Annotated in this window: 15 protein-coding genes; 2 read left to right on the top strand and 13 right to left on the bottom strand. The window is 45.2% G+C overall.

Annotation, left to right across the window (positions count from 1 at the left end; all coding sequences use genetic code 11):
- Nucleotides 1-245 precede the first annotated feature (245 nt).
- The 9 genes from NFR88_RS07420 to NFR88_RS07460 form a co-directional block, all read right to left on the bottom strand.
- Nucleotides 246-1,595, bottom strand: coding sequence for an MATE family efflux transporter (locus NFR88_RS07420; RefSeq protein WP_161909298.1), 1,350 nt, complete (start codon nt 1,593-1,595; stop codon nt 246-248).
- Nucleotides 1,596-1,663: 68 nt separating this feature from the next.
- Complete coding sequence (locus NFR88_RS07425; RefSeq protein WP_160202365.1) at nt 1,664-2,131, bottom strand: RidA family protein; 468 nt, start codon at nt 2,129-2,131, stop codon at nt 1,664-1,666.
- 19 nt (nt 2,132-2,150) lie between these two features.
- On the bottom strand, nt 2,151-3,338 hold the full coding sequence (locus NFR88_RS07430; RefSeq protein ID WP_251614639.1) for an aminotransferase class V-fold PLP-dependent enzyme: 1,188 nt from the start codon (nt 3,336-3,338) through the stop codon (nt 2,151-2,153).
- Nucleotides 3,339-3,468: 130 nt separating this feature from the next.
- Nucleotides 3,469-4,041: a GntR family transcriptional regulator gene (locus tag NFR88_RS07435; protein ID WP_251614643.1), complete on the bottom strand. Its 573-nt coding sequence runs from the start codon at nt 4,039-4,041 to the stop codon at nt 3,469-3,471.
- 70 nt (nt 4,042-4,111) lie between these two features.
- Nucleotides 4,112-5,290 (bottom strand): amidohydrolase family protein, encoded by a 1,179-nt coding sequence (locus NFR88_RS07440; RefSeq protein ID WP_251614647.1) that lies wholly within the window; start codon nt 5,288-5,290, stop codon nt 4,112-4,114.
- Between the two features lie 17 nt (nt 5,291-5,307).
- On the bottom strand, nt 5,308-6,456 hold the full coding sequence (locus NFR88_RS07445; protein WP_251614651.1) for a M20 metallopeptidase family protein: 1,149 nt from the start codon (nt 6,454-6,456) through the stop codon (nt 5,308-5,310).
- Nucleotides 6,453-7,847, bottom strand: coding sequence for a S10 family serine carboxypeptidase-like protein (locus NFR88_RS07450; RefSeq protein WP_251614654.1), 1,395 nt, complete (start codon nt 7,845-7,847; stop codon nt 6,453-6,455). Before NFR88_RS07450 ends, NFR88_RS07445 begins: the two co-directional genes overlap by 4 nt.
- A gap of 14 nt (nt 7,848-7,861) precedes the next feature.
- Nucleotides 7,862-9,280 (bottom strand): MFS transporter, encoded by a 1,419-nt coding sequence (locus NFR88_RS07455; RefSeq protein ID WP_160202380.1) that lies wholly within the window; start codon nt 9,278-9,280, stop codon nt 7,862-7,864.
- Nucleotides 9,281-9,299: 19 nt separating this feature from the next.
- The gene (locus NFR88_RS07460) at nt 9,300-10,742 is read right to left on the bottom strand and encodes a S10 family peptidase (protein WP_251614656.1); all 1,443 of its coding nucleotides are present in this window, start codon (nt 10,740-10,742) and stop codon (nt 9,300-9,302) included.
- 206 nt (nt 10,743-10,948) lie between these two features.
- Between NFR88_RS07460 and NFR88_RS07465 the strand changes: the two genes are divergently transcribed.
- Nucleotides 10,949-11,839, top strand: coding sequence for a LysR family transcriptional regulator (locus tag NFR88_RS07465; protein ID WP_251614659.1), 891 nt, complete (start codon nt 10,949-10,951; stop codon nt 11,837-11,839).
- A gap of 61 nt (nt 11,840-11,900) precedes the next feature.
- Here NFR88_RS07465 and NFR88_RS07470 read toward each other — a convergent pair whose 3' ends face one another.
- Genes NFR88_RS07470 through NFR88_RS07480 form a run of 3 tightly spaced genes read right to left on the bottom strand, consistent with a single transcriptional unit; the run spans nt 11,901 to nt 15,626 of the window.
- Nucleotides 11,901-13,307: a S10 family serine carboxypeptidase-like protein gene (locus NFR88_RS07470; RefSeq protein ID WP_251614662.1), complete on the bottom strand. Its 1,407-nt coding sequence runs from the start codon at nt 13,305-13,307 to the stop codon at nt 11,901-11,903.
- Entirely contained in the window at nt 13,300-14,478 is a 1,179-nt protein-coding gene (locus NFR88_RS07475; protein WP_251614666.1) for an amidohydrolase family protein, read from the bottom strand. The genes NFR88_RS07470 and NFR88_RS07475 overlap by 8 nt, the downstream gene beginning before the upstream one ends.
- A 2-nt stretch (nt 14,479-14,480) precedes the next feature.
- Nucleotides 14,481-15,626 carry an amidohydrolase family protein gene (locus NFR88_RS07480; protein WP_251614668.1) on the bottom strand — a complete coding sequence of 382 codons (1,146 nt, stop codon included), beginning with the start codon at nt 15,624-15,626 and terminating at the stop codon, nt 14,481-14,483.
- A 172-nt stretch (nt 15,627-15,798) separates the two neighbouring features.
- On the opposite strand from NFR88_RS07480, the gene NFR88_RS07485 reads away from it, so the two are divergent.
- Nucleotides 15,799-16,704, top strand: a complete 906-nt coding sequence (locus tag NFR88_RS07485) for a LysR family transcriptional regulator (RefSeq protein ID WP_251614671.1) — start codon at nt 15,799-15,801, stop codon at nt 16,702-16,704.
- 40 nt (nt 16,705-16,744) lie between these two features.
- Here the strand turns inward: NFR88_RS07485 and NFR88_RS07490 are convergent, their stop codons facing one another.
- Nucleotides 16,745-18,151 (bottom strand): MFS transporter, encoded by a 1,407-nt coding sequence (locus NFR88_RS07490; protein WP_251614674.1) that lies wholly within the window; start codon nt 18,149-18,151, stop codon nt 16,745-16,747.
- Between the last annotated feature and the right edge of the window lie 10 nt (nt 18,152-18,161).

Genomic DNA, 18,161 nt, shown 5'->3' on the forward strand with positions numbered 1-18,161 from the left:
TGCCTATTTGCACAACTTTAATCACATTTGTATTTCTCTGGTTGTGCAATTACTCTGCAATTTAACCTACTTTACACAACTACTGCATACGCATCGCCTATCTGGTTATGCATATCACCCTAAAAAGAAAGAATTCGCACAACTTTTAGCGCTCCAATCCGCAGCTGGTTGTGCAAACCGCCCCTGTTTTCTCACTTTTGCACAATCGAAGCCGCAAAAACACAACCGCAGCCGCACAGATACCTTCATCCTTTCTCTAAACGATATTTCCGCATCCTCACAAGCGCCGCCAAAAAGCATAAACTCCAGCTGACGCCCACAGCAAGCCAGATTCCACCTTTGCCGAAAAGCGGTTCAAGAACCCAGATTGCAGACAGATTCGCTAAAATCTGAATCCCGCCGATCACCAGCGGCATCAGTACATCCGCCATACCCCGCAGCACTGCCATATATGCCTGCCACAGACCCAAAATGATGTAAAAACCACAAGTAATTTTAAGATACAGGTATCCTTCCTCCACCACGGCAGCACTGTTTGCATCATCTACAAAAATGCCCAGCAGCGGTTTTCCGGCAAAGAAAACAAATACCGTCATCACTGCCATAAAGCCTACACTGATGAGCACCGTTATATGTCTTCCTTCTTTAATCCGATCAAAGCGTGCCGCACCCCGGTTCTGCGCCGTGAACGTATTCAGCGCGCCGGAAAGTGCATTGACAAACATGATGACAATCTGCTCAATCTTTTGTGCCGCTGCATAGCCTGCTACCACCACCGCACCATATTCGTTGATAACCGCCTGCACAAAAATCGCCACCAGACTGACAATACTTACCTGCAGACTGGTCGGTACAGATAGTTTTAGCACATAAGCCACCCTTGATTTTTTCGTATTGCGAAAATCCTCCCGGCTGACCCAAAGCATTGGCATCTTTTTCTTCATATAGACAAGACACATCAGCACCGCCAGACTCTCCGCAATGACTGTGCCAATCGCGGCACCTGCAACACCCATAGATAGCCCCTTGACAAAGAGCAAGTCGAGGACAATATTACAGATACAGGAAAATGCCAGAAAAAACAGAGGTCTGCTGCCGTCTCCACAGGCTCGCATAATAAAAATGCACATGCTGTACGCATAAGTAAAAAGCCCTCCTACGAAGACAATCTTCAGATAAAGCACCGCACTGGCGAGCACCTCCGGTGGTGTATTCACAGCCCGCAAAATAGGCTCAGCCAGAAAAAGCCCTGTAATCAGCTTCAGAATCCATGTTGCAATTACCACAAAGATAGAAATCACAATAACCTGACGCACCTTATCAAAACGTCCCTCGCCGCAATACTCGCTGACTGCCGTGCTGATGCCCATCATCAGTCCCAGACCAATACTGACTGCAAGCATGATAATCTGCCCTGTCACGCCGATAGCAGCAAGGCCCTCTGTTCCTACAAAACGCCCCACTATAACCGCATCAACGGTAGAATAAAGCTGCTGAAATACCGAACAGCAAAATACCGGAACTGCAAAGCCGATGAGTTTCTTCCAGATAACTCCTTCTGTCATGAGAGACAGCCCCTTCTTCTCATCGTTCAAAATTTCGCCCCCCTTTCCAAAAAACAAGCAGCCAAGATTACTCAGCCGCCTGTCTGTATGATTATAGGTTATTCTTTTACTTTTACAATCATTTCCACTTCCAGTGGAATACGGAACGGCAGCACGTTAGTGCCTACCGCAGTTCTTGCATGTCTGCCCCGCTCACCTAAAACTTCGCCGAACAGGTCGGATACGCCGTTGATGACCAGCGGCTGTTCAAAATAGTCCGTAGTGCTGTTTACAAAACCCTGCACTTTAACAATCTGTTCCAGCTTATCCCAGTCGCCGCCAAGTTCTCTTTTCAATACGGCGAGGAGATTGATACCAGCAAGTCTAGCTGCATCATAGCCTTCCTTCGTTGTCAGATTCTCACCCAGTCTGCCGAATACAACCGGCTTTCCATTTTCAAAGGGACCTGCGCCGGAGAAAAACCAAAGGCTTCCAGCCTTCTGCACGCTGACATAGTTTGCCATCGGCTCCGGACCTGCTGACAAATCAATTCCCAGCTCCGCTAATTTCTTTTCTACATCCATCATATTAATCCTGCCTTTCATATTATTTACCTATCACGTCTATCAGACGATTGATATCTTCTTTGTTGTTATAATAGTGCAGTGCAACGCGCATTTCCTGCGTGCCCTGGGTGCTGCCGGGCTTTACACCGGCGCCGATACCGGCAGCCAAAAGCTTTTCACCTGTCACACCGTTTTCCTCATCAATGCAAAGCACATGAATACCCGATCTGTTTTCTCTTGAGAAATCGTAAGCAAGGCGCACACCCTTTGCAGTATCTATGCGCTCCTTCAAATAATCTCCAAGCCCCAGCACATACTCTGCAATATCGTCTGCGGAAAGTTCCAAATACTTTGCCGAAGAAAGTCCCAGCCCATAAATGCCGGAAACCGTTGGAAACCCTAGTTCAAAGCGCCCTGCATCATCACGAAGCGAAAGTTCCTGCTTGCTGGTATTAAAACGCTCATCATCGCTCATCCAGCCGGCGCCAAACTGTTTCAAGCTTTTAAGAAGCTTCGGACTGATATAACCGTAGCCTGTGCCGCAGTAGTTCATCATCCATTTATAGTCATTTCCGATGAGAAAGTCAATTTTCATGGCCTTCACATCCACCGGCATGACCCCCAGCGCCTGCACGCCGTCTACTGCAAACCAAATGCCCTTTTCTCTGCAGTAGGTGCCAATGGCTGCCGCATCCATGCGAAATCCAGTAAAGCTTTCCACCAAAGAGATACAGATGGCTCTGGTTCTTTCGTCACATAAGTCAAACAAATCCTCCGGCAGAATCGCGCCGTTTTTTGCCTTGGCATATCTCACCTCAAGGCCGTCATCCTGCCTCACCTGCCACGCAAAGCGATTTGCTATCCAGCTGTTTTCCACCAGTACTACGTTGTCTCCCGGTTCAAAATACATGCCGGAGGTAAACAAAGTATAAATATGAGAAGAATTATTGCCAAAGACAATGTTTTCCTTCTTCGCGCCAATCATCTGCGCAATCTGTGTCTTCGCCCAGTCCATCATGCCGATGGTTCCGGTCTCTTCACCGCCTGGCAGCTTCCAAATGGAATCGCCGCCCTTTAGAAAGCGATCCTCCTGATACCTTGCTACTCCATTATGTACAAAGTCCGGAACAAGACCTGTGGAGCTGGTATCCAGATACGCCGTATGGGAAAGTACCGGCACGTGGGTGCGAAATTCTGCAAATTTGTCCATCTTATCAGTCTCGTACATCTCTATTTATCGTCCTCCTTGCACTCACATATCTATTAAAAGGTTCTCTAATATGTTCAATGACCTTTTAGAAGATGCCCTGCAGATTTTCTGCAAAAGCTGCACGGCATAAATTATGATTTTAAAGTTGTTACAGCATCATGATATCCTCTTCCAGATACAGTTCTGCTTTTTCTAAGTCCCGTTCTAAAAGTGCATTTACAATATGCTGATGTTTTTCTAAGTCCGAGCTGCTTTTTATGGCAGCCATAGAAGCCTTATAAAGCATATCCTGCAAAATACCCGGCAAATACTGATTTCCCGTAATCTCTGCAAGCCTCAGATGGAACATAGTGTTATTAGTTTTGCTTGGATCACTGCTGCCCATTTGCTGCTCTGTAAACTCTTTTAAAGAAAGGATTTCTTCATTAGAAGCATTTTCTATGGCAAGCTTCACACACAGCTTCTCTACCTGACGGCGAATCACCTGTATCTGATTGATTTCATCAGAAGAATATAAATTCAGCATATACCCTTTTCTTGGATAGCTGATGAGATACCCTTGGCTGCAAAGAAGATGCAGTGCATCTCTGACCGGCGCTTTACTAACGCCAAACTGCTTCGCTAGCTGCGCCTCGCTTAGAAAGGATCTGCCGTCGATGACACCGCTGTCGATATCTGCCTTGATACTGTTATATATTTTCGACGATAATTTCTCTGCCATAATTACTCCTAATTCTCATTGTCACTGATATGTTCAATGACATTTTATATGCTTTTTTTAGATTTGTCAACTAGAACTTTACCAATTCTCCATTCTGAAACACCTTTTCCGGCTTGTGATACATCACAGACAAATCCTTATCAGGCTTTCCATCTACTAAAATCAAATCAGCCGCAAGACCTTCCTTGATTTCACCTACCAGATGGTCAACTCCTGCGATTTCTGCGTTATACTTAGTCGCCTGCAACAGAATATCCACATTTTCCATATGGCAGTAATCCTTTCTCATCTGGAATTCTACGCCTTTTTCATACTGCGGAGAGCCAGGTGCACTGTCAGTACCAAAGCCCATCTTTTCACCAGCTTTATATGCCTTTTCAATATGCTCTGCGCAAGCCTCCAGCATCGGTGTCAGCCGCGCCAGCCAGAATTCACGAGCGACAGGGTCGGTCTGGCTGACATACATCGCTGCAAAGGTCGGCACTAAATAGCAATCTTCGGTTTTCTTCAAAATCTCTAAAGTTTCATCGCTGAGATAGGTAGCATGCTCGATGGTCTTCACACCGCATTCAATACAGTCTCTGATGGCGCTGTCCGCATGACAGTGCGACGCCACATAAAGCCCATGCATGTGAGCGGTTTCCACTGCCGTGCGAATTTCATCTCTGGTCATAATCGGGTGCTTTGGAACGCCGGAAGGGTCATAGGCCGAACCGGAGGCATAAATTTTAATAAAGTCCGCTCCCATTGCCGCTTCCATGCGTACATGCCTGCGATACTCCTCTGCACCGTCACTGAGTCTGACGCCGGCTTCACTTCCGCCCGGCTTCCACATAATGCTGGAAGTCAGCGTTTCCCCGTTCGCCAAAATACGAGGTCCCGGCGCAATGCCTTTTTGAATCATATCTCTCGCGTAAATCGCAACGCCTGCAAAGCTGCCGCAGTCCCGAATGGTTGTATATCCATAAGGCAGGCATTTCTGCGCCTGCTCTACTGCCGCAATCAAAAGCTTCATCGGATCGTTGACGCAATCAACGCCAGCCCCGCCCAGAAGCGTAATATGTGTATGCAAGTCGATGAGTCCCGGCAGCAACGTTTTGCCGCCGCAGTCAAAGACATCCTCTCCCGCATCAGAAACAGAAGCTGCGCTCACACGAACAATTTTTCCATCTTCTATACAAACACTGCCGCAGTCTGAGGCAACGCCTCCCGACAGCTGCGGAATCAATCTGCAGTTATTTAAAATCATAATCTCATCTCCTTTTTTTAACAGTTCTCCAGATACTTTACTGCTGCAAGCGCCATTGCTGCGCTTCCCAGATACATCTTATCTTCAGCAAAGATTGCCCTCGCGTTGTGATTTGGTGCAGCATTCTGATTTCCTACACCTAAAATCATATACATCGTCGGTACTTTTTCGGAGATAAAAGCAAAATCCTCGGAACCGCTAGCCGGTTCTGTCGTTTCCATTACCTGTAAGCCCTGTATCTCAGAAAGATATGGCGCAATGCTCTCACAAAGTACTGGGTCATTCTTTAGAGAAGGTGTAGACATAGTTTTCAGTGTACAAATCGTCCCAGTTGCCTGAGAAATACCATCCAGAATATGCTGTATCCGTTCCAGAATCCTTTCCCTGTCATCGTCATCAAAGCAGCGCAGCGTTCCTTCCAGCAGAGCGCTCTCAGGAATTACATTGTACATCGTTCCTGCTTCAAAATGTCCGATGGAACAGGTTGCCGAGTGAAACATACTGGTTTCTCTCGCCACAACCCCTTCTATTCCCTGATAAATCAGCATTGCTGCCTTGATTGGATCGACGGTATACTCAAGGGCAGAGCCATGACCACCCTTTCCTTCTATCCGAATCTTGAATATATCTATAGAAGAAAATGCATTTCCCACTTTATACGAAAGAACGCCGTTTTCAAGTGTAGTGAACACATGCAGACTGAACGCAGCTTCCACGCCTGGATTCTCCAGAACACCTGCATCCAGCATAGATTTTGCACCTGCCATTACTTCCTCACCCGGCTGAAACATAAGTCTGACTCTGCCCTTTAGCTTAGGCTCATATTCCTTCAAAAGCTTTGCAGCACCAAGCAGCATAGCAGTATGCAGATCATGACCGCACATGTGAGAAATCTCTGTCTGCGAGCGAAATGACAAATCGTTATCCTCTATGACCTTCAACGCATCCATATCCGCCCGAAGCAGTACCGTATGGTCACCGCTTCCGATATCACAGATGATGCCGCCACCCAAGGAGACAGGCGCACAGCCCATCTCCTTTAGTCTCTTTGTTACATAAGCTGCTGTTTCCGGCAGCTCCATGCCGAATTCCGCATGGCTGTGCAGATACCTTCTGTCATCTATCATTTGCTGATGCAGCTCTTCTGCTCTTTTTTCAAAGATCATTTCACATCCTCCGCCTTAATAAATTCACGAACAAGCTGACTCAGAGCTGCAGCATTGCCATCACCGATATAGGAAGCATGGCCGGATTCCAGCACCTCGTGAGCGATTCTATCCTTCGGAAGGTCATACTGAGACAGATAGTAGGTTACGAAGTCAAAGGTGGAAGAAAGGTCGTATCTTCCGTTGACGAAGAGAATACGCAGGTTTTCATTTTCTTTCATCAAGTCTACTGGAAGCTTAAGTGTATCCTTCTGATAAGAGCGGTAATCCCATCTCATACCGATAGATAAGGTATCACTTTGATAGTCTCTTTCCTCTGGTCTTGCCAGTTCTTCATCATAATATTTCTTTATACAATCGTCAATAGAACTTCCAATGCAGCTGATAAACGGTTCCTGATTGAAATCCACCTCAACGATATCCGCATTTTCCAGATTGGCAAGAGAGCCATTGCGTTCAAGAGGCAGGGTCATTCTGGCGTCATACATACTGACAAATTCTCCTGGACAGAGCTTTGTCATAAAGTCCTGCTCACTGAAACGAAGGTTCTGTTTATCAAGAAGCGCTCGGTCAAGACCAGAATAGTATGCCAGCTTCTCCAGCACTTTTTCTCTTTTATCTGCAGGAAGACGATTTCCCATCAAAAGTGCATGGGCGTAATCTCCATAAGCAAATTCCATGGCGTCTCTGATAAAATCCGCTTCATCCAGCTCCGGGTGGAAGTGATAGCGGCATACAGCAGCATTAACGCCAAGTCTGCGCACATTGGGCTCTACCAGCAAGGTACCCTTTGCCCCTACGTTGAGTGAAGTTCCAACGCTGATGATACCCCGCAAATTTACATCATCGGGCAGTTCATCTGCCAGAACCACATTTCGAATGGTTCCATAGCTTTCGCCAAGCAGATATACCGGCGCATCCTTACGCTGATTTATCTTTAGCCAGTTTACGATAAATTTTGCAAAGGAAACGGCATCACCCTGGGTTTCATAATACTTCTCCGCTGCCTCTTCTTTCAAAAGAGGTGCGAAGCCAGTCCCTACCGGATCAATCAACACCAGATCGCAGCAGTCCAGCAGAAATGATGTATTCTCTGTAAAATCATACTTTGCTGGTCTTTCTACCTTGGGATAGCCGGGAATTTCCATAATCTTCGGTCCCAGAAGCCCCATATGCAGCCATTCACTGGCTGAGCCGGGACCACCGTTATATGCAAAGACCACAGGCTTTTCTTTATTTTCAGGAAGACCTATATAGCTGTAGCTGTACATAGCAGCTTCAGCTTCCCCTCCGTCGTCAGTCAAAACAAAATCAGAAAGCCGCACCAGGTAGGTATCTCCTGTAGATGTTTTCTTTTCCTGTTCCCAGTAAAATGGTACAAAATCACGCATTTCAGTGCCTCCCATTATAAATTTGCTACTTTTCTCGCGTCAATTTCTGCCTGCATCTGCGGTACTTTCTTTTCGTATTTAATCAGAAGCAGTGCAAATACTAGTGCGATGGCAAAACCGATTGCCGGAAACAAAGTAGACTCATAGAACCAAAGGTTCAGCACACTTTGCTCCTGTGCTTGCGCCTGTGCCACATAAGGAACGGTCAGAAGCAGATAGCCTGCAATCGGTCCTCCCAGTGCCTGGCCAGTTTTATAGGATACAGAGAATCCGCTCATCAGAATCGCTTCGTTGTCCACGCCAGTCTTCCACTCGCCGTAGACCTTTGCGTCAAAGATGCAGAGAAGAATCGTACAGCCAACCAGACCAGTTCCCAAGTTTGCAATGATATTTCCTGCCAGCAGAATTGCAGTGGAACTGTCCTGCAGAATAAATCTCAGTGCGAATCCGATGATACTAAGCACACAACCGATAGCAGCAGTTCCTGCATTTCCGAACTTCTTGATAAAGAAGCCCAGGAAGATATATACGACTAGTGAAGCACCCAGGGAAATGGTGGATACCAGAGACATCAAAGGAATGTTTCCGATATTGTACTGGAAATACCATGTCATAACAGTAGAAGAAATTGAGGATGCCAGCATATCAACCAGGTATAAGCCGATGCAGAAAAGCCACGGCGTGTTCTTTGCCAGTGCCTTTAGTACACTGCCCATTGACGGCTGCTCAAGTTTCACTGCTTCTTGTACACCTGTTTCCTCTGCCAGATGCTCCAGCGGCTCATAACCTCTCGTTCCGATATATGCAAGCAGATTAGATAAAATAAATACAACGGCATAGATAATGCCTACCATCAGGAAGCCTCTCTGCATGTCTGCTCCTCCTTTGCCAAAATACAGAACCATCGGCATAGTAGCAGCAGGAACAACTATATTTGGAATCAGATTGATGATACCTTTAATCTGATTCAGTGATGCTCTTTCTACTGGGTCGCTTGTTAATCTTCCCATTAAAGTGTTTAGCGGAATCATCAGTGCTGTAGCAGTCATTCCCTGCAGTGTATATGTAACAGCAACCCATACGATTTTACCCGTTGCAGTCAGTTCCGGCATCATGAACGCCAGAGCAAAGATGATACCACCAGGCACTGACATATACTTAAGCCAAATTCTACATTTACCTTCTTTGGATTTGGTTCTGTCGACCAGCGCACCCATCATCGGGTCGTTGATGATGTCCCAAATCTTCGCCACTAAGATGATAGTCGATGCTACACCGCTGTTGATACCACATACCTCTGTATAGAAGTACATACCAAACGCCATGAGCATGATAACTGTGGTGGTCTTTGAAAATTCGCCCATGCAATAAAGGATTTTCACCTTCCAAGGTAACTTAACAGGTTCAATCTTTGTCAATATCTTCTGTTCCATTTTTATGTCCTTTCTTTTTCTATTTCTCGATAAATTCATGTAAATCCTTTGTCAGCATCTCATAGGATACATCACCCACATACGCCATATGACCGGACGGATAATCCTTGATGATGACCTGTCCTTCCTCCTGCGCCATATGTGCAAAGCTATAGCGAGCGTTGCCCATCGGTGTACATAGATCATAAATGCCGTTGGCAACTAAAACTCGCAGCTTAGGATTTCTTCGGAGGGCTTCCTGCAAAGAAATAAATGGTGAACGTACAGCTTTGTAATCCCATTTCATGTTAGTGTCAAAGTTGATGGCTTTATATGCCCTGTCAAGATCAATGCCAAGAAGTTCTCTGCCTTCACCATTCATAATACCTGCATAATATGCCGTGTATTTTCCCATGGCACCGTCGTCTGCCACCGGATCTGGAATCTGAAGCCCGTGATATAAATCCATGGTGTAACGTCCATCGTAAAGACCGACCACTTTACCCAGCGATGTTTCCCCATATATCTTTGGAAATTCTGAGACTGTCAGTCTGATTCCATTTGCAAGGAACCAGCTTTTTGGTACGCCTGTAAAATAGGATAATTTTTCGATACAGGCTGTCATCTCTGCTTCCGGCAGACGATTTCCAAGATATAAAGCGCGCAGATAAGTGTCTGCCGCAAAAGTATAGCTTTCTTCTATAAATGCTTCCAGCGTGATGCCAGATACAGGCTGGTGATAATACCGTGTCGCTGCCAAAGTCGGCAGATTCAAAACGCTGTTTTCCATACTGCCCTCTGCCATTGGATTCAGGGAAGAATCTACAGTCAAAACGGTTCCCATGAGAATAATTCCATCAATGGCAATGCTAGTGCATGTTCTGTTCGGAAAAGTCGGACCGCCCATCAATGCATTTGCAAGAACTGACGCACGCAGCGTGCCGTAGCTCTCTCCCATGAGATACTTCGGGGCATTCATGCGGTGATGCTTTGTCAGCCATCTTTCTATCACTAAGGCCATTGCTGCTGCGTCCTGATCGATTCCAAAGAATTCCGCTGCTGCCGCCTGATCGATTAGCACGCCGTAGCCGCAGGTTACCGGATCTATGACTACAATATCGCAAACATCTAACAAACATCTGTCGTTGTTGACTAATGTATATGGGCCATTTTGCTGCGGGTCTACCGGATTGTCAAACTCTATCTTTTTCGGTGACAGAAGACCCCAGTGCAGCCATATGGCAGAGGAGCCCGGTCCGCCGTTAAAGGCAAACAATACAGGCCTTACCTTAGCTTCTTCCTCTGTCACGTCTGTTCTGAAATAGGAATAAGTAAACACAGAACCTTTTGGAGCGCCTTCTTCATCAGTCAGCACATTGTCTTCTGAAATTACCTGATATGGAATTTCTGTTCCCTCTATTGTCACCATACCTTTTCTTACAAAAGATACCGGTTCAAAGGGTTTTTGCTGCATCTTTAACATTTTCTTCCTCCATAATTTGTATAATAGCGAATCATTACTGTGCAGCATTTTGCCAGCTATGTCCACACAGTTTTCCATAGCACACTCTTGTGATATGTTCAATAACATGTTATTTTAAGTAAATTTTACGACTTTTCTTGCCATTTGTAAATTTATCATTTATAATGGATTCATTAAATAAATTAATGGCAAAAGGAGTTTCGGCTATGATTGATATCCAGGATATTCTCTGTATACTGGAGGTTGCAAAGGAAAAAAGTATCACCAAGGCTGCCTCTAATTTGTTCCTAACGCAGTCAGCTGTTTCACAGAAAATCTCCAGAACAGAAAAAGAGCTTGGTATGTCCCTCTTTGAAAGAACCAATCGCAGGGTTGAACTGACACAAGACGGAATTGCTTTTGTCAATCAAGGAGCCCCTCTTGCAGCGGACTGGGAACAGTTTCTTTCTGACATGAAAAAACGTACCCTGAAGAAGGCGCATTATTTAACAATTGGCATGCACGCACTCTCAGTTTTCTCCGATTTACCGGAATTGATTGCCGATTTTACTTCCGCATATCCAAACTATAAGGTGAACCTCACCACTCATATGGACAGTTTGAAAGATGTCCATAGCGGCAATGCTGACTTTTTTTTAATCAATGCAAACATGAAACCTCCTGTTGAGGAGTATAGGCTATCTCAGATTCCTCTCGAAGAAGAATGCCTATACATTCTACTTCACGAAACAGATTCTCTTGCCGGTAAGGAAATTATCGGAATCAACGATCTTACCGGATATCATCTAATCTCATGGAACAGCGAATTGCTTAAGGCTTTTCCAAAGGAACTGGACCTCACTCTCACAATATGCGAAGACAGCTACCTTCCGTCATTGATTTCAAAGCCGGGCTACTTTACCTTAACACCGAAAAGCCGCTGCAAAAAAATTTTACAGCAGAATCCTAAGCTGCGTGCTGTTCCTTTTTATGATGCCGAGAATAAGCCGATTTTTACTACCCTTTACCTGATATATAATTCTAACCGAATTGATAGCGAAAGCCACCCCTTTATTCAGTTTGCAACAGGCTACTATCAAAATGAAGAAAACGTATAAAAAAGCGGGCTGCAAATGATGTCCTGTGACATCACTTTGCAGCCTGCTTTTCAGTATATTTCTATTCCTTTATCAGCGCCCTCACGTCCTGTAAAAAGGCTGCTTTTCCTTCCTTACTGGAATAAACACCGTGGCCGCCGGGATATTCTTTTGTGATTACTTTCCCGGAGGCGATACCGCTGTGTGCAAACTGGTATCTGGTATTTCCCGCCAGTGTGCATAGATCGTAAAGACCGCTGGCCATGAGAACTTTCATTTCCGGCATTCTCTCTGTTGCTTCCCGCAGACAGTCTATATGAGACTTTCCGTTTTCTGGCACATAGTTCCAGTCAGGATAAACATTGAGATTGCCTGTATAGTATAGCCGCTCTGTATCCATACCCAGCTTCGGTGCAAGAATACCGTTCATGACCGAAAGCGGCATGTTTCCATCTCCAACCATGTTATAGGAGCCGGTAAGATGCGAAGTAACTCTTCCGTCATACAAATCGACTCTCAGTCCTTTAAGGCGTACTACCTGCGTCATAAAATCGTCCAGGTTTTGCAGCTTCAACCTGCTCTGTTCAAAGTAGGAAACCTCCATGCCGGTATACTTTGCCAGTTCTTCTGCGATTACTTTTATTTCTTCCATACTGCAATCATCGCCTGCAAAAAGTGCCGGCAGCAGTCTTTTTCTTCCAAACTCCCAGGCTTCTTCCACGAAGGCATTTCTGTCGTAATCCTCCTGATGATTATGATACCAGTTGACTGCCGCCATGGACGGAAGTGCCGCTGCAATCAGATCCAAAGCCGGTTCAATAATCTCATTTCCTTCTTTCCCAACAGAAAGAGCCGACCCGATTAAAATCACTCCGGCTACAGGAATCCCAAGCATCATACGGTTTCCATAGAAGGGATTTCTTCCAAGCTCATCCAGTACCCGGCAAGCTCTAATCGTTCCATAGCTTTCTCCGCACAGATAAACCGGGCTATTCCAGCGCCGGTGTTTTTTCAGCCAGCTGACAATGGCAAAGGTAATGCTGCGTGCATCTCCGTCCACAGAAAAGTAGTTTTCTGCTGCTTCCTCTCGAAGAAGTCTGGAATACCCTACCCCCACCGGATCCATATATACCAGGTCGCAGACATCTAAAATGGTATCCGTTTCTATTTCCAGCTCATAGCATAATCTTTCCTCTTCGTCCTTTGCTAGGCAGTAAGGACCAAAACATTCCAGATTCAGCATGGATACGGCGCTGCCGGGACCTCCGTTCCACAAAAACATGACAGGACGCTGATTGTTTTCCTCATCTGTCCGAAGATAAGAAATTGTTGAAATAGTCGCTTCTTCCCTGCCCTCATCATCATAAAAGATATGATCCTCTGTCACCGCTTCCACGGTGATTTTTCCACCTCGCAGCGCTGCGTCCATCTTCTTTGATACATACAGAGGCTTATATGCTTCTGTTGTATATGGATGAATTTTATTCATATTTCTTTCCTCCAAATTCTTTATCACAGTATACCTGCATTCCGTCTACATAAGTTGCCATGCACTTTGATGTAGATAACAGAGCATTTGCCGTGTAGATTGAAAAATCTGCGTCTTTGCCTGCTTCCAGCGTACCGATGTGCTCTGACAAACCAAGCAGCTTTGCAGGAAACGTCGTGATGGAAGCAAGAGCATGCTGCAAGGATAAGCCATGACCGAGTGCAAAACCTGCCATATATGGCAGCATCCTTGTCGTCGTCACGCCATCAGCAGTCAGCACGATGTCACAACCTGCTTTTTCCAGTACAGAAAAACACTCCTTGGACATCTCGTATTTCGCCGCCATAGAATTCTGCATCGGTCCAAAAGGCACTCCGTTGAGCAGCACCATCTGTGGATTTGCTTCCCAAAATTCCGGCAGCTTCCAGGCTTCGTACAGGCCATCCAAAATGTAGTCCAGTCCGAATTCTTCGCAGAGTTTTACAGCAAGGGGGATATCCTGTGCTGCCAAAACATAAACTCTCACTTTTATTTCTCTTTTTAATGCCTTTGCCAGTACGGCAGTTTTCGTATCCCTTGCTTCTTCACCACTTTCCACCATATCTTTTACGCGGCGCAGCTCACTGCGAAGCATGTCCATCAGCGCCATGCGAGTCATCGGAGGCTGCCCCTTTTGCTTAAATGCCATCAATGGGTAATCGCCAATGCAAAAATGCAGCTGCTGCGTGTCCTTTAGAAACATTTCGTCAGCCGTTTCACTCTTTCTCAGCTTGAAGGCAATCCCCTGACCGTCCATAATTACACCGTGTCCTGCCGCTGCATAAGCCGTTGTAACACCGACCTCCCTTGCTCTTTCCAACGCCGGTGAAAATGGATTAAAACCGTCTGTCACAGTTAGTTGCGGCTGCATGGCTGCCCCCGCATCACAGCCATCCCAAGTATCCTCCATATAGTCGAATGGTTCCTTGTTGATGCCAAGATGACTGGAAGCATCGACAAATCCAGGATAAATCACATAGTCTCCTGCATCTACTATCTCTGCACCGATCGGATACGAAATATCTGTTCCAATTTCTTTCACTTTTCCGTTCTCGACAATCATTGTGCCGGGCGTCAATGTCTTTTCAGGAGACACTACGATTTCCTTCGCTTTTATTACTGTAACACTCATCTTTACGCCTCCTTTTTATAATCATAAATCATTCCGTCTATGATTGTCATCTCGCATTTTGTCGTATTCAGAAGCGGATTTCCGTTAAATATTGCAAGGTCGGCATCTTTTCCGACTTCTACCGTGCCGATTCTGTGTTCCAAATGTAGATTTCTTGCTGCTTCTATGGTAAGTCCACGCATTGCCGCCTCCTCTGACAGTCCATAAGCTGTGCAGACGCCCGCAAGAGATGGCAGCATCAAAGTATCCGTATCCCACGCTGCGTCCTGAATCAGAGAAAACTTCACTCCCGCCTGTTCCAACATGCCTGGGTTAAGCGGATCAATAGCTTCAAGCTCATATTTCAGCGGATTCATGAGAAGCGGTCCAAGGCAACAACGAACATTGTGCTTCCCCAAAAATTCTGCGACAAATCTGCCGCCAGTCACATGTTCCAAGGTATAATCCAGTCCAAATTCTTCAGAAATTCTAACTGCTGTCACAATATCCCTCGGGTCATGACAATGAATTTTTGCCAGTCTCTTGCCCTGCAGCGCCTCTGCCACAGGAACACTCTGCCAGTTTGCCGGGCTTTCAAAATCGAAATTCCCCGCAGTAAGCTGTGCTTTTACATTGTAAAGAGCCTGCCGCAGTATTGCTGCATTTCCCATACGGCTTGCCGGGGATATTCCCTTTTTACCGAAAAACATCTTCGGATTATCTCCCAGCGCCAGCTTCAGTGGCTGACACTCTGTCAATTCTATCTCATCAACTACAGCCGCATCTTTTAATTTTACTGTTACCCCTGTACCGTTGATTAACGCTTCTGAACCCGGTAAAATGCAGTATGTGGTAAAGCCGCCGCTACGTACTTTACCGATAGCAGAATCCAAGGGATTAATCGCTTCTCTGACAGAAAAAAACGTCCTGACCGGATTTGCTGCCATTTCATTGGCATCATTTCCTGTCGCCAAGTGTCCGTGGGATTCGATGAGCCCCGGCGTCACCCACCTATCCTTTGCGTCTATCATCTGGCAGCCTGCAGGGGCAGTAAAACCATCCTGCACTTCTGTTATTTTATCCTTTTCTACAATCACGGTCTGCCTTTCCCTATATGTACCATCTGGCTGCAGCAGTCTGCCACACTGGATTGCTATTTTCTTTTCCATCTGATTCTCCTTTCGCTTCAAATACTTTGAGTATATCAGTCTTACTGGCTATAACTGATATGTTCAATAACATGTTACTCTAGGTAAAGTTTACGTCTTTTCTTGCCTTTTGTAAATTTATCATTTATAATGGCATGGTAAAATAGATTAATGACAAGAAAGGATGCTATAGATGATTGACATTCAGGATATTCTCTGCGTTCTGGCGGTTGCAGAAGAAAAAAGCATTACCAAAGCAGCGGCAAATCTATTTCTGACTCAGTCCGCCGTATCGCAAAAAATTACCAGAGTCGAAAAGGAACTGGGCATGATCCTCTTTATCAGAAACAACCGCAGCGTAGACCTGACCGATGCCGGTCATTACTTTGTAGAAAACGCTGATGCACCGATTACGTCATGGAAAGGTTTTCTTCATAAAATGGAAGCCTTCCCTTCTATGAATCAAGCAGGCGGTAGTATTAACATCTCCCTGCTTTCTCTGGCAATTTATTCAGAGTTTCCTCAGATGGTTTCAGCTTTTATGTCTTCAAATCCGCAGTGGACAGTTAATATTATAAATGACACGATGACAAATGATGTTGCGTTCAGCAAACTTCTTTCAGAAGAGATTGACTTTTATTTCTTTTATGCTTCTACAGGAGAATTAAACAACTTACAGGGAATAAATTCAGTTCCTCTGTTTTCTGACACCTTATCCGTCCTGCTGTGCCGTGAAGATCCACTTTCAGAAAAAAAAGTCATTCATGCTGAGGATTTGTCCAGCTCTCATATGCTCACCTGTTATGCTAACCAAATCGAAATTTTTCCAGCATCTCTGCAGATTTCCTGCAGCATCTGTAATAACAGTTTTCTGCCATCCATGATTACAAAACCGGGAGACTTTTCTCTTTCCCCACAGAGCCGCTGCGCATCCATTTTGAACCAATATTCACACCTTTGTGCACTGCCCTTTAGAGCACCCAACAAAGCTCACCAGCTGACCTTTTATCTCCTTTACAGTGCAAATAGGCCCGATATTGAATCTCACCCCTTTTATCGCTATGTAACAGGCTACTATCAAAATAAAGAAAATGTATAATAATAAACCACCGGCTAAACCGGTGGTTTATTATTATACGTTATTTTGCCTTTCTCGCCTCAATTTCTTCTCGCATCTGCGGTACTTTCTTTTCGTACTTCTTAATCAGCAGAGCAAATATCAAGGTAATAACAAATCCAACAGCCGGAATCAGAGTGGATTCGTAGAACCACAAGTCCAGTACGCTCTGTTCCTGAACTGCAGCCTGCGCTACATAAGGAACAGCCATAAGAAGGTATCCTGCAATCGGTCCGCCGAGAGCCTGACCTGTTTTATACGCAATGGAAAATCCACTCATCAGAATCGCTTCGTTGTCAACACCTGTCTTCCACTCACCGTAAACCTTTGCATCAAAGATGCACAAAAGAATCGTCGCTCCAATTAATGCAGATCCAAAATTAGCAATAATGCTGCCTCCAAGCAGAATTGCTGTAGAGCTATCTTGAAGAATGAATCTAAAAGCATATCCAACAATACTCAAAATACATCCAATAGCAGCAGTCCCCGCATTTCCAAATTTCTTAATTAGCTGTTTTAGGAATATATATACACTCAAGGATATGCCTAAAGATACAGTAGATACCAGTGACATCAGCGCAATATTTCCGATATTATACTGGAAATACCATGTCATAACAGTGGTAGCAATGGAAGAAAACAGCATATTACATAAGTGTAATCCAATGCAGAAAAGCCATGGTGTATTCTGTAAAAGAGCCTTTAAAACCTTACCGAGAGGCTCCTGTTCACCCTTTGTCTCATTTAAAGTATCGCCTTCAGTAGCCAAATGTTCCAGCGGTTCATATCCCTTTGTACCGAGATAAACAGTAAAGTTGAAGATACCAAATATTGCCGCATAGATGAAACCTACAATCAAGAAGCCTTTCTCCATGTCTCCTTTGCCAAAGAAGATAACCAGCGGCATAGTTGCTGCCGGTACAAAGATATTCGGAATCAGTCCAATGATACCCTTGTACTGATTGATGCTTGCTCTTTCCAAAGGATCGCTTGTCAGTCTTCCCATCAAAGTGTTCATCGGAATCATCAGCGCCGTACTTACCATGCCTTGCAGGGTGTATGTAATGGCAACCCAAACGATTTTTCCTGTAGCAGTCAGCTCTGGCATCCAGAAAACCAGTGCAAAGATTACAAATCCGGGTACTGACATGTACTTCATCCAAATTCTGCACTTGCCTTCTTTGGATTTGGTTCTGTCTACTAAAGCACCCATCATCGGGTCGTTGATGATATCCCAAATTTTTGCGATGAGAACGATTGTAGCTGCTACACCGCTGTTAATGCCGCACACCTCTGTGTAAAAATACATAGAAAATGCCATCATCATGATTACAGTTGTCGCTTTTGCAAGGTCGCCGGTCGCATACAGCAGCTTTACCTTTGCCGGAAGCTTAACAGGTTCAACTTTTGTTAAAATCTTCTGTTCCATTGTTGTGTCC

The organism is Senimuribacter intestinalis (assembly GCF_943192965.1).
Taxonomy (GTDB): Bacteria; Bacillota; Clostridia; order Peptostreptococcales; family Anaerovoracaceae; genus Senimuribacter; species Senimuribacter intestinalis.

Coding starts and splice junctions, on each gene's coding strand:
- NFR88_RS07425 (WP_160202365.1), bottom strand. CDS start 2,131: ATGATGGATGTAGAAAAGAAATTAGCGGAGCTGGGAATTGATTTGTCA.
- NFR88_RS07430 (WP_251614639.1), bottom strand. CDS start 3,338: ATGTACGAGACTGATAAGATGGACAAATTTGCAGAATTTCGCACCCAC.
- NFR88_RS07435 (WP_251614643.1), bottom strand. CDS start 4,041: ATGGCAGAGAAATTATCGTCGAAAATATATAACAGTATCAAGGCAGAT.
- NFR88_RS07440 (WP_251614647.1), bottom strand. CDS start 5,290: ATGATTTTAAATAACTGCAGATTGATTCCGCAGCTGTCGGGAGGCGTT.
- NFR88_RS07445 (WP_251614651.1), bottom strand. CDS start 6,456: ATGATCTTTGAAAAAAGAGCAGAAGAGCTGCATCAGCAAATGATAGAT.
- NFR88_RS07450 (WP_251614654.1), bottom strand. CDS start 7,847: ATGCGTGATTTTGTACCATTTTACTGGGAACAGGAAAAGAAAACATCT.
- NFR88_RS07455 (WP_160202380.1), bottom strand. CDS start 9,280: ATGGAACAGAAGATATTGACAAAGATTGAACCTGTTAAGTTACCTTGG.
- NFR88_RS07460 (WP_251614656.1), bottom strand. CDS start 10,742: ATGTTAAAGATGCAGCAAAAACCCTTTGAACCGGTATCTTTTGTAAGA.
- NFR88_RS07465 (WP_251614659.1), top strand. CDS start 10,949: ATGATTGATATCCAGGATATTCTCTGTATACTGGAGGTTGCAAAGGAA.
- NFR88_RS07470 (WP_251614662.1), bottom strand. CDS start 13,307: ATGAATAAAATTCATCCATATACAACAGAAGCATATAAGCCTCTGTAT.
- NFR88_RS07475 (WP_251614666.1), bottom strand. CDS start 14,478: ATGAGTGTTACAGTAATAAAAGCGAAGGAAATCGTAGTGTCTCCTGAA.
- NFR88_RS07480 (WP_251614668.1), bottom strand. CDS start 15,626: ATGGAAAAGAAAATAGCAATCCAGTGTGGCAGACTGCTGCAGCCAGAT.
- NFR88_RS07485 (WP_251614671.1), top strand. CDS start 15,799: ATGATTGACATTCAGGATATTCTCTGCGTTCTGGCGGTTGCAGAAGAA.
- NFR88_RS07490 (WP_251614674.1), bottom strand. CDS start 18,151: ATGGAACAGAAGATTTTAACAAAAGTTGAACCTGTTAAGCTTCCGGCA.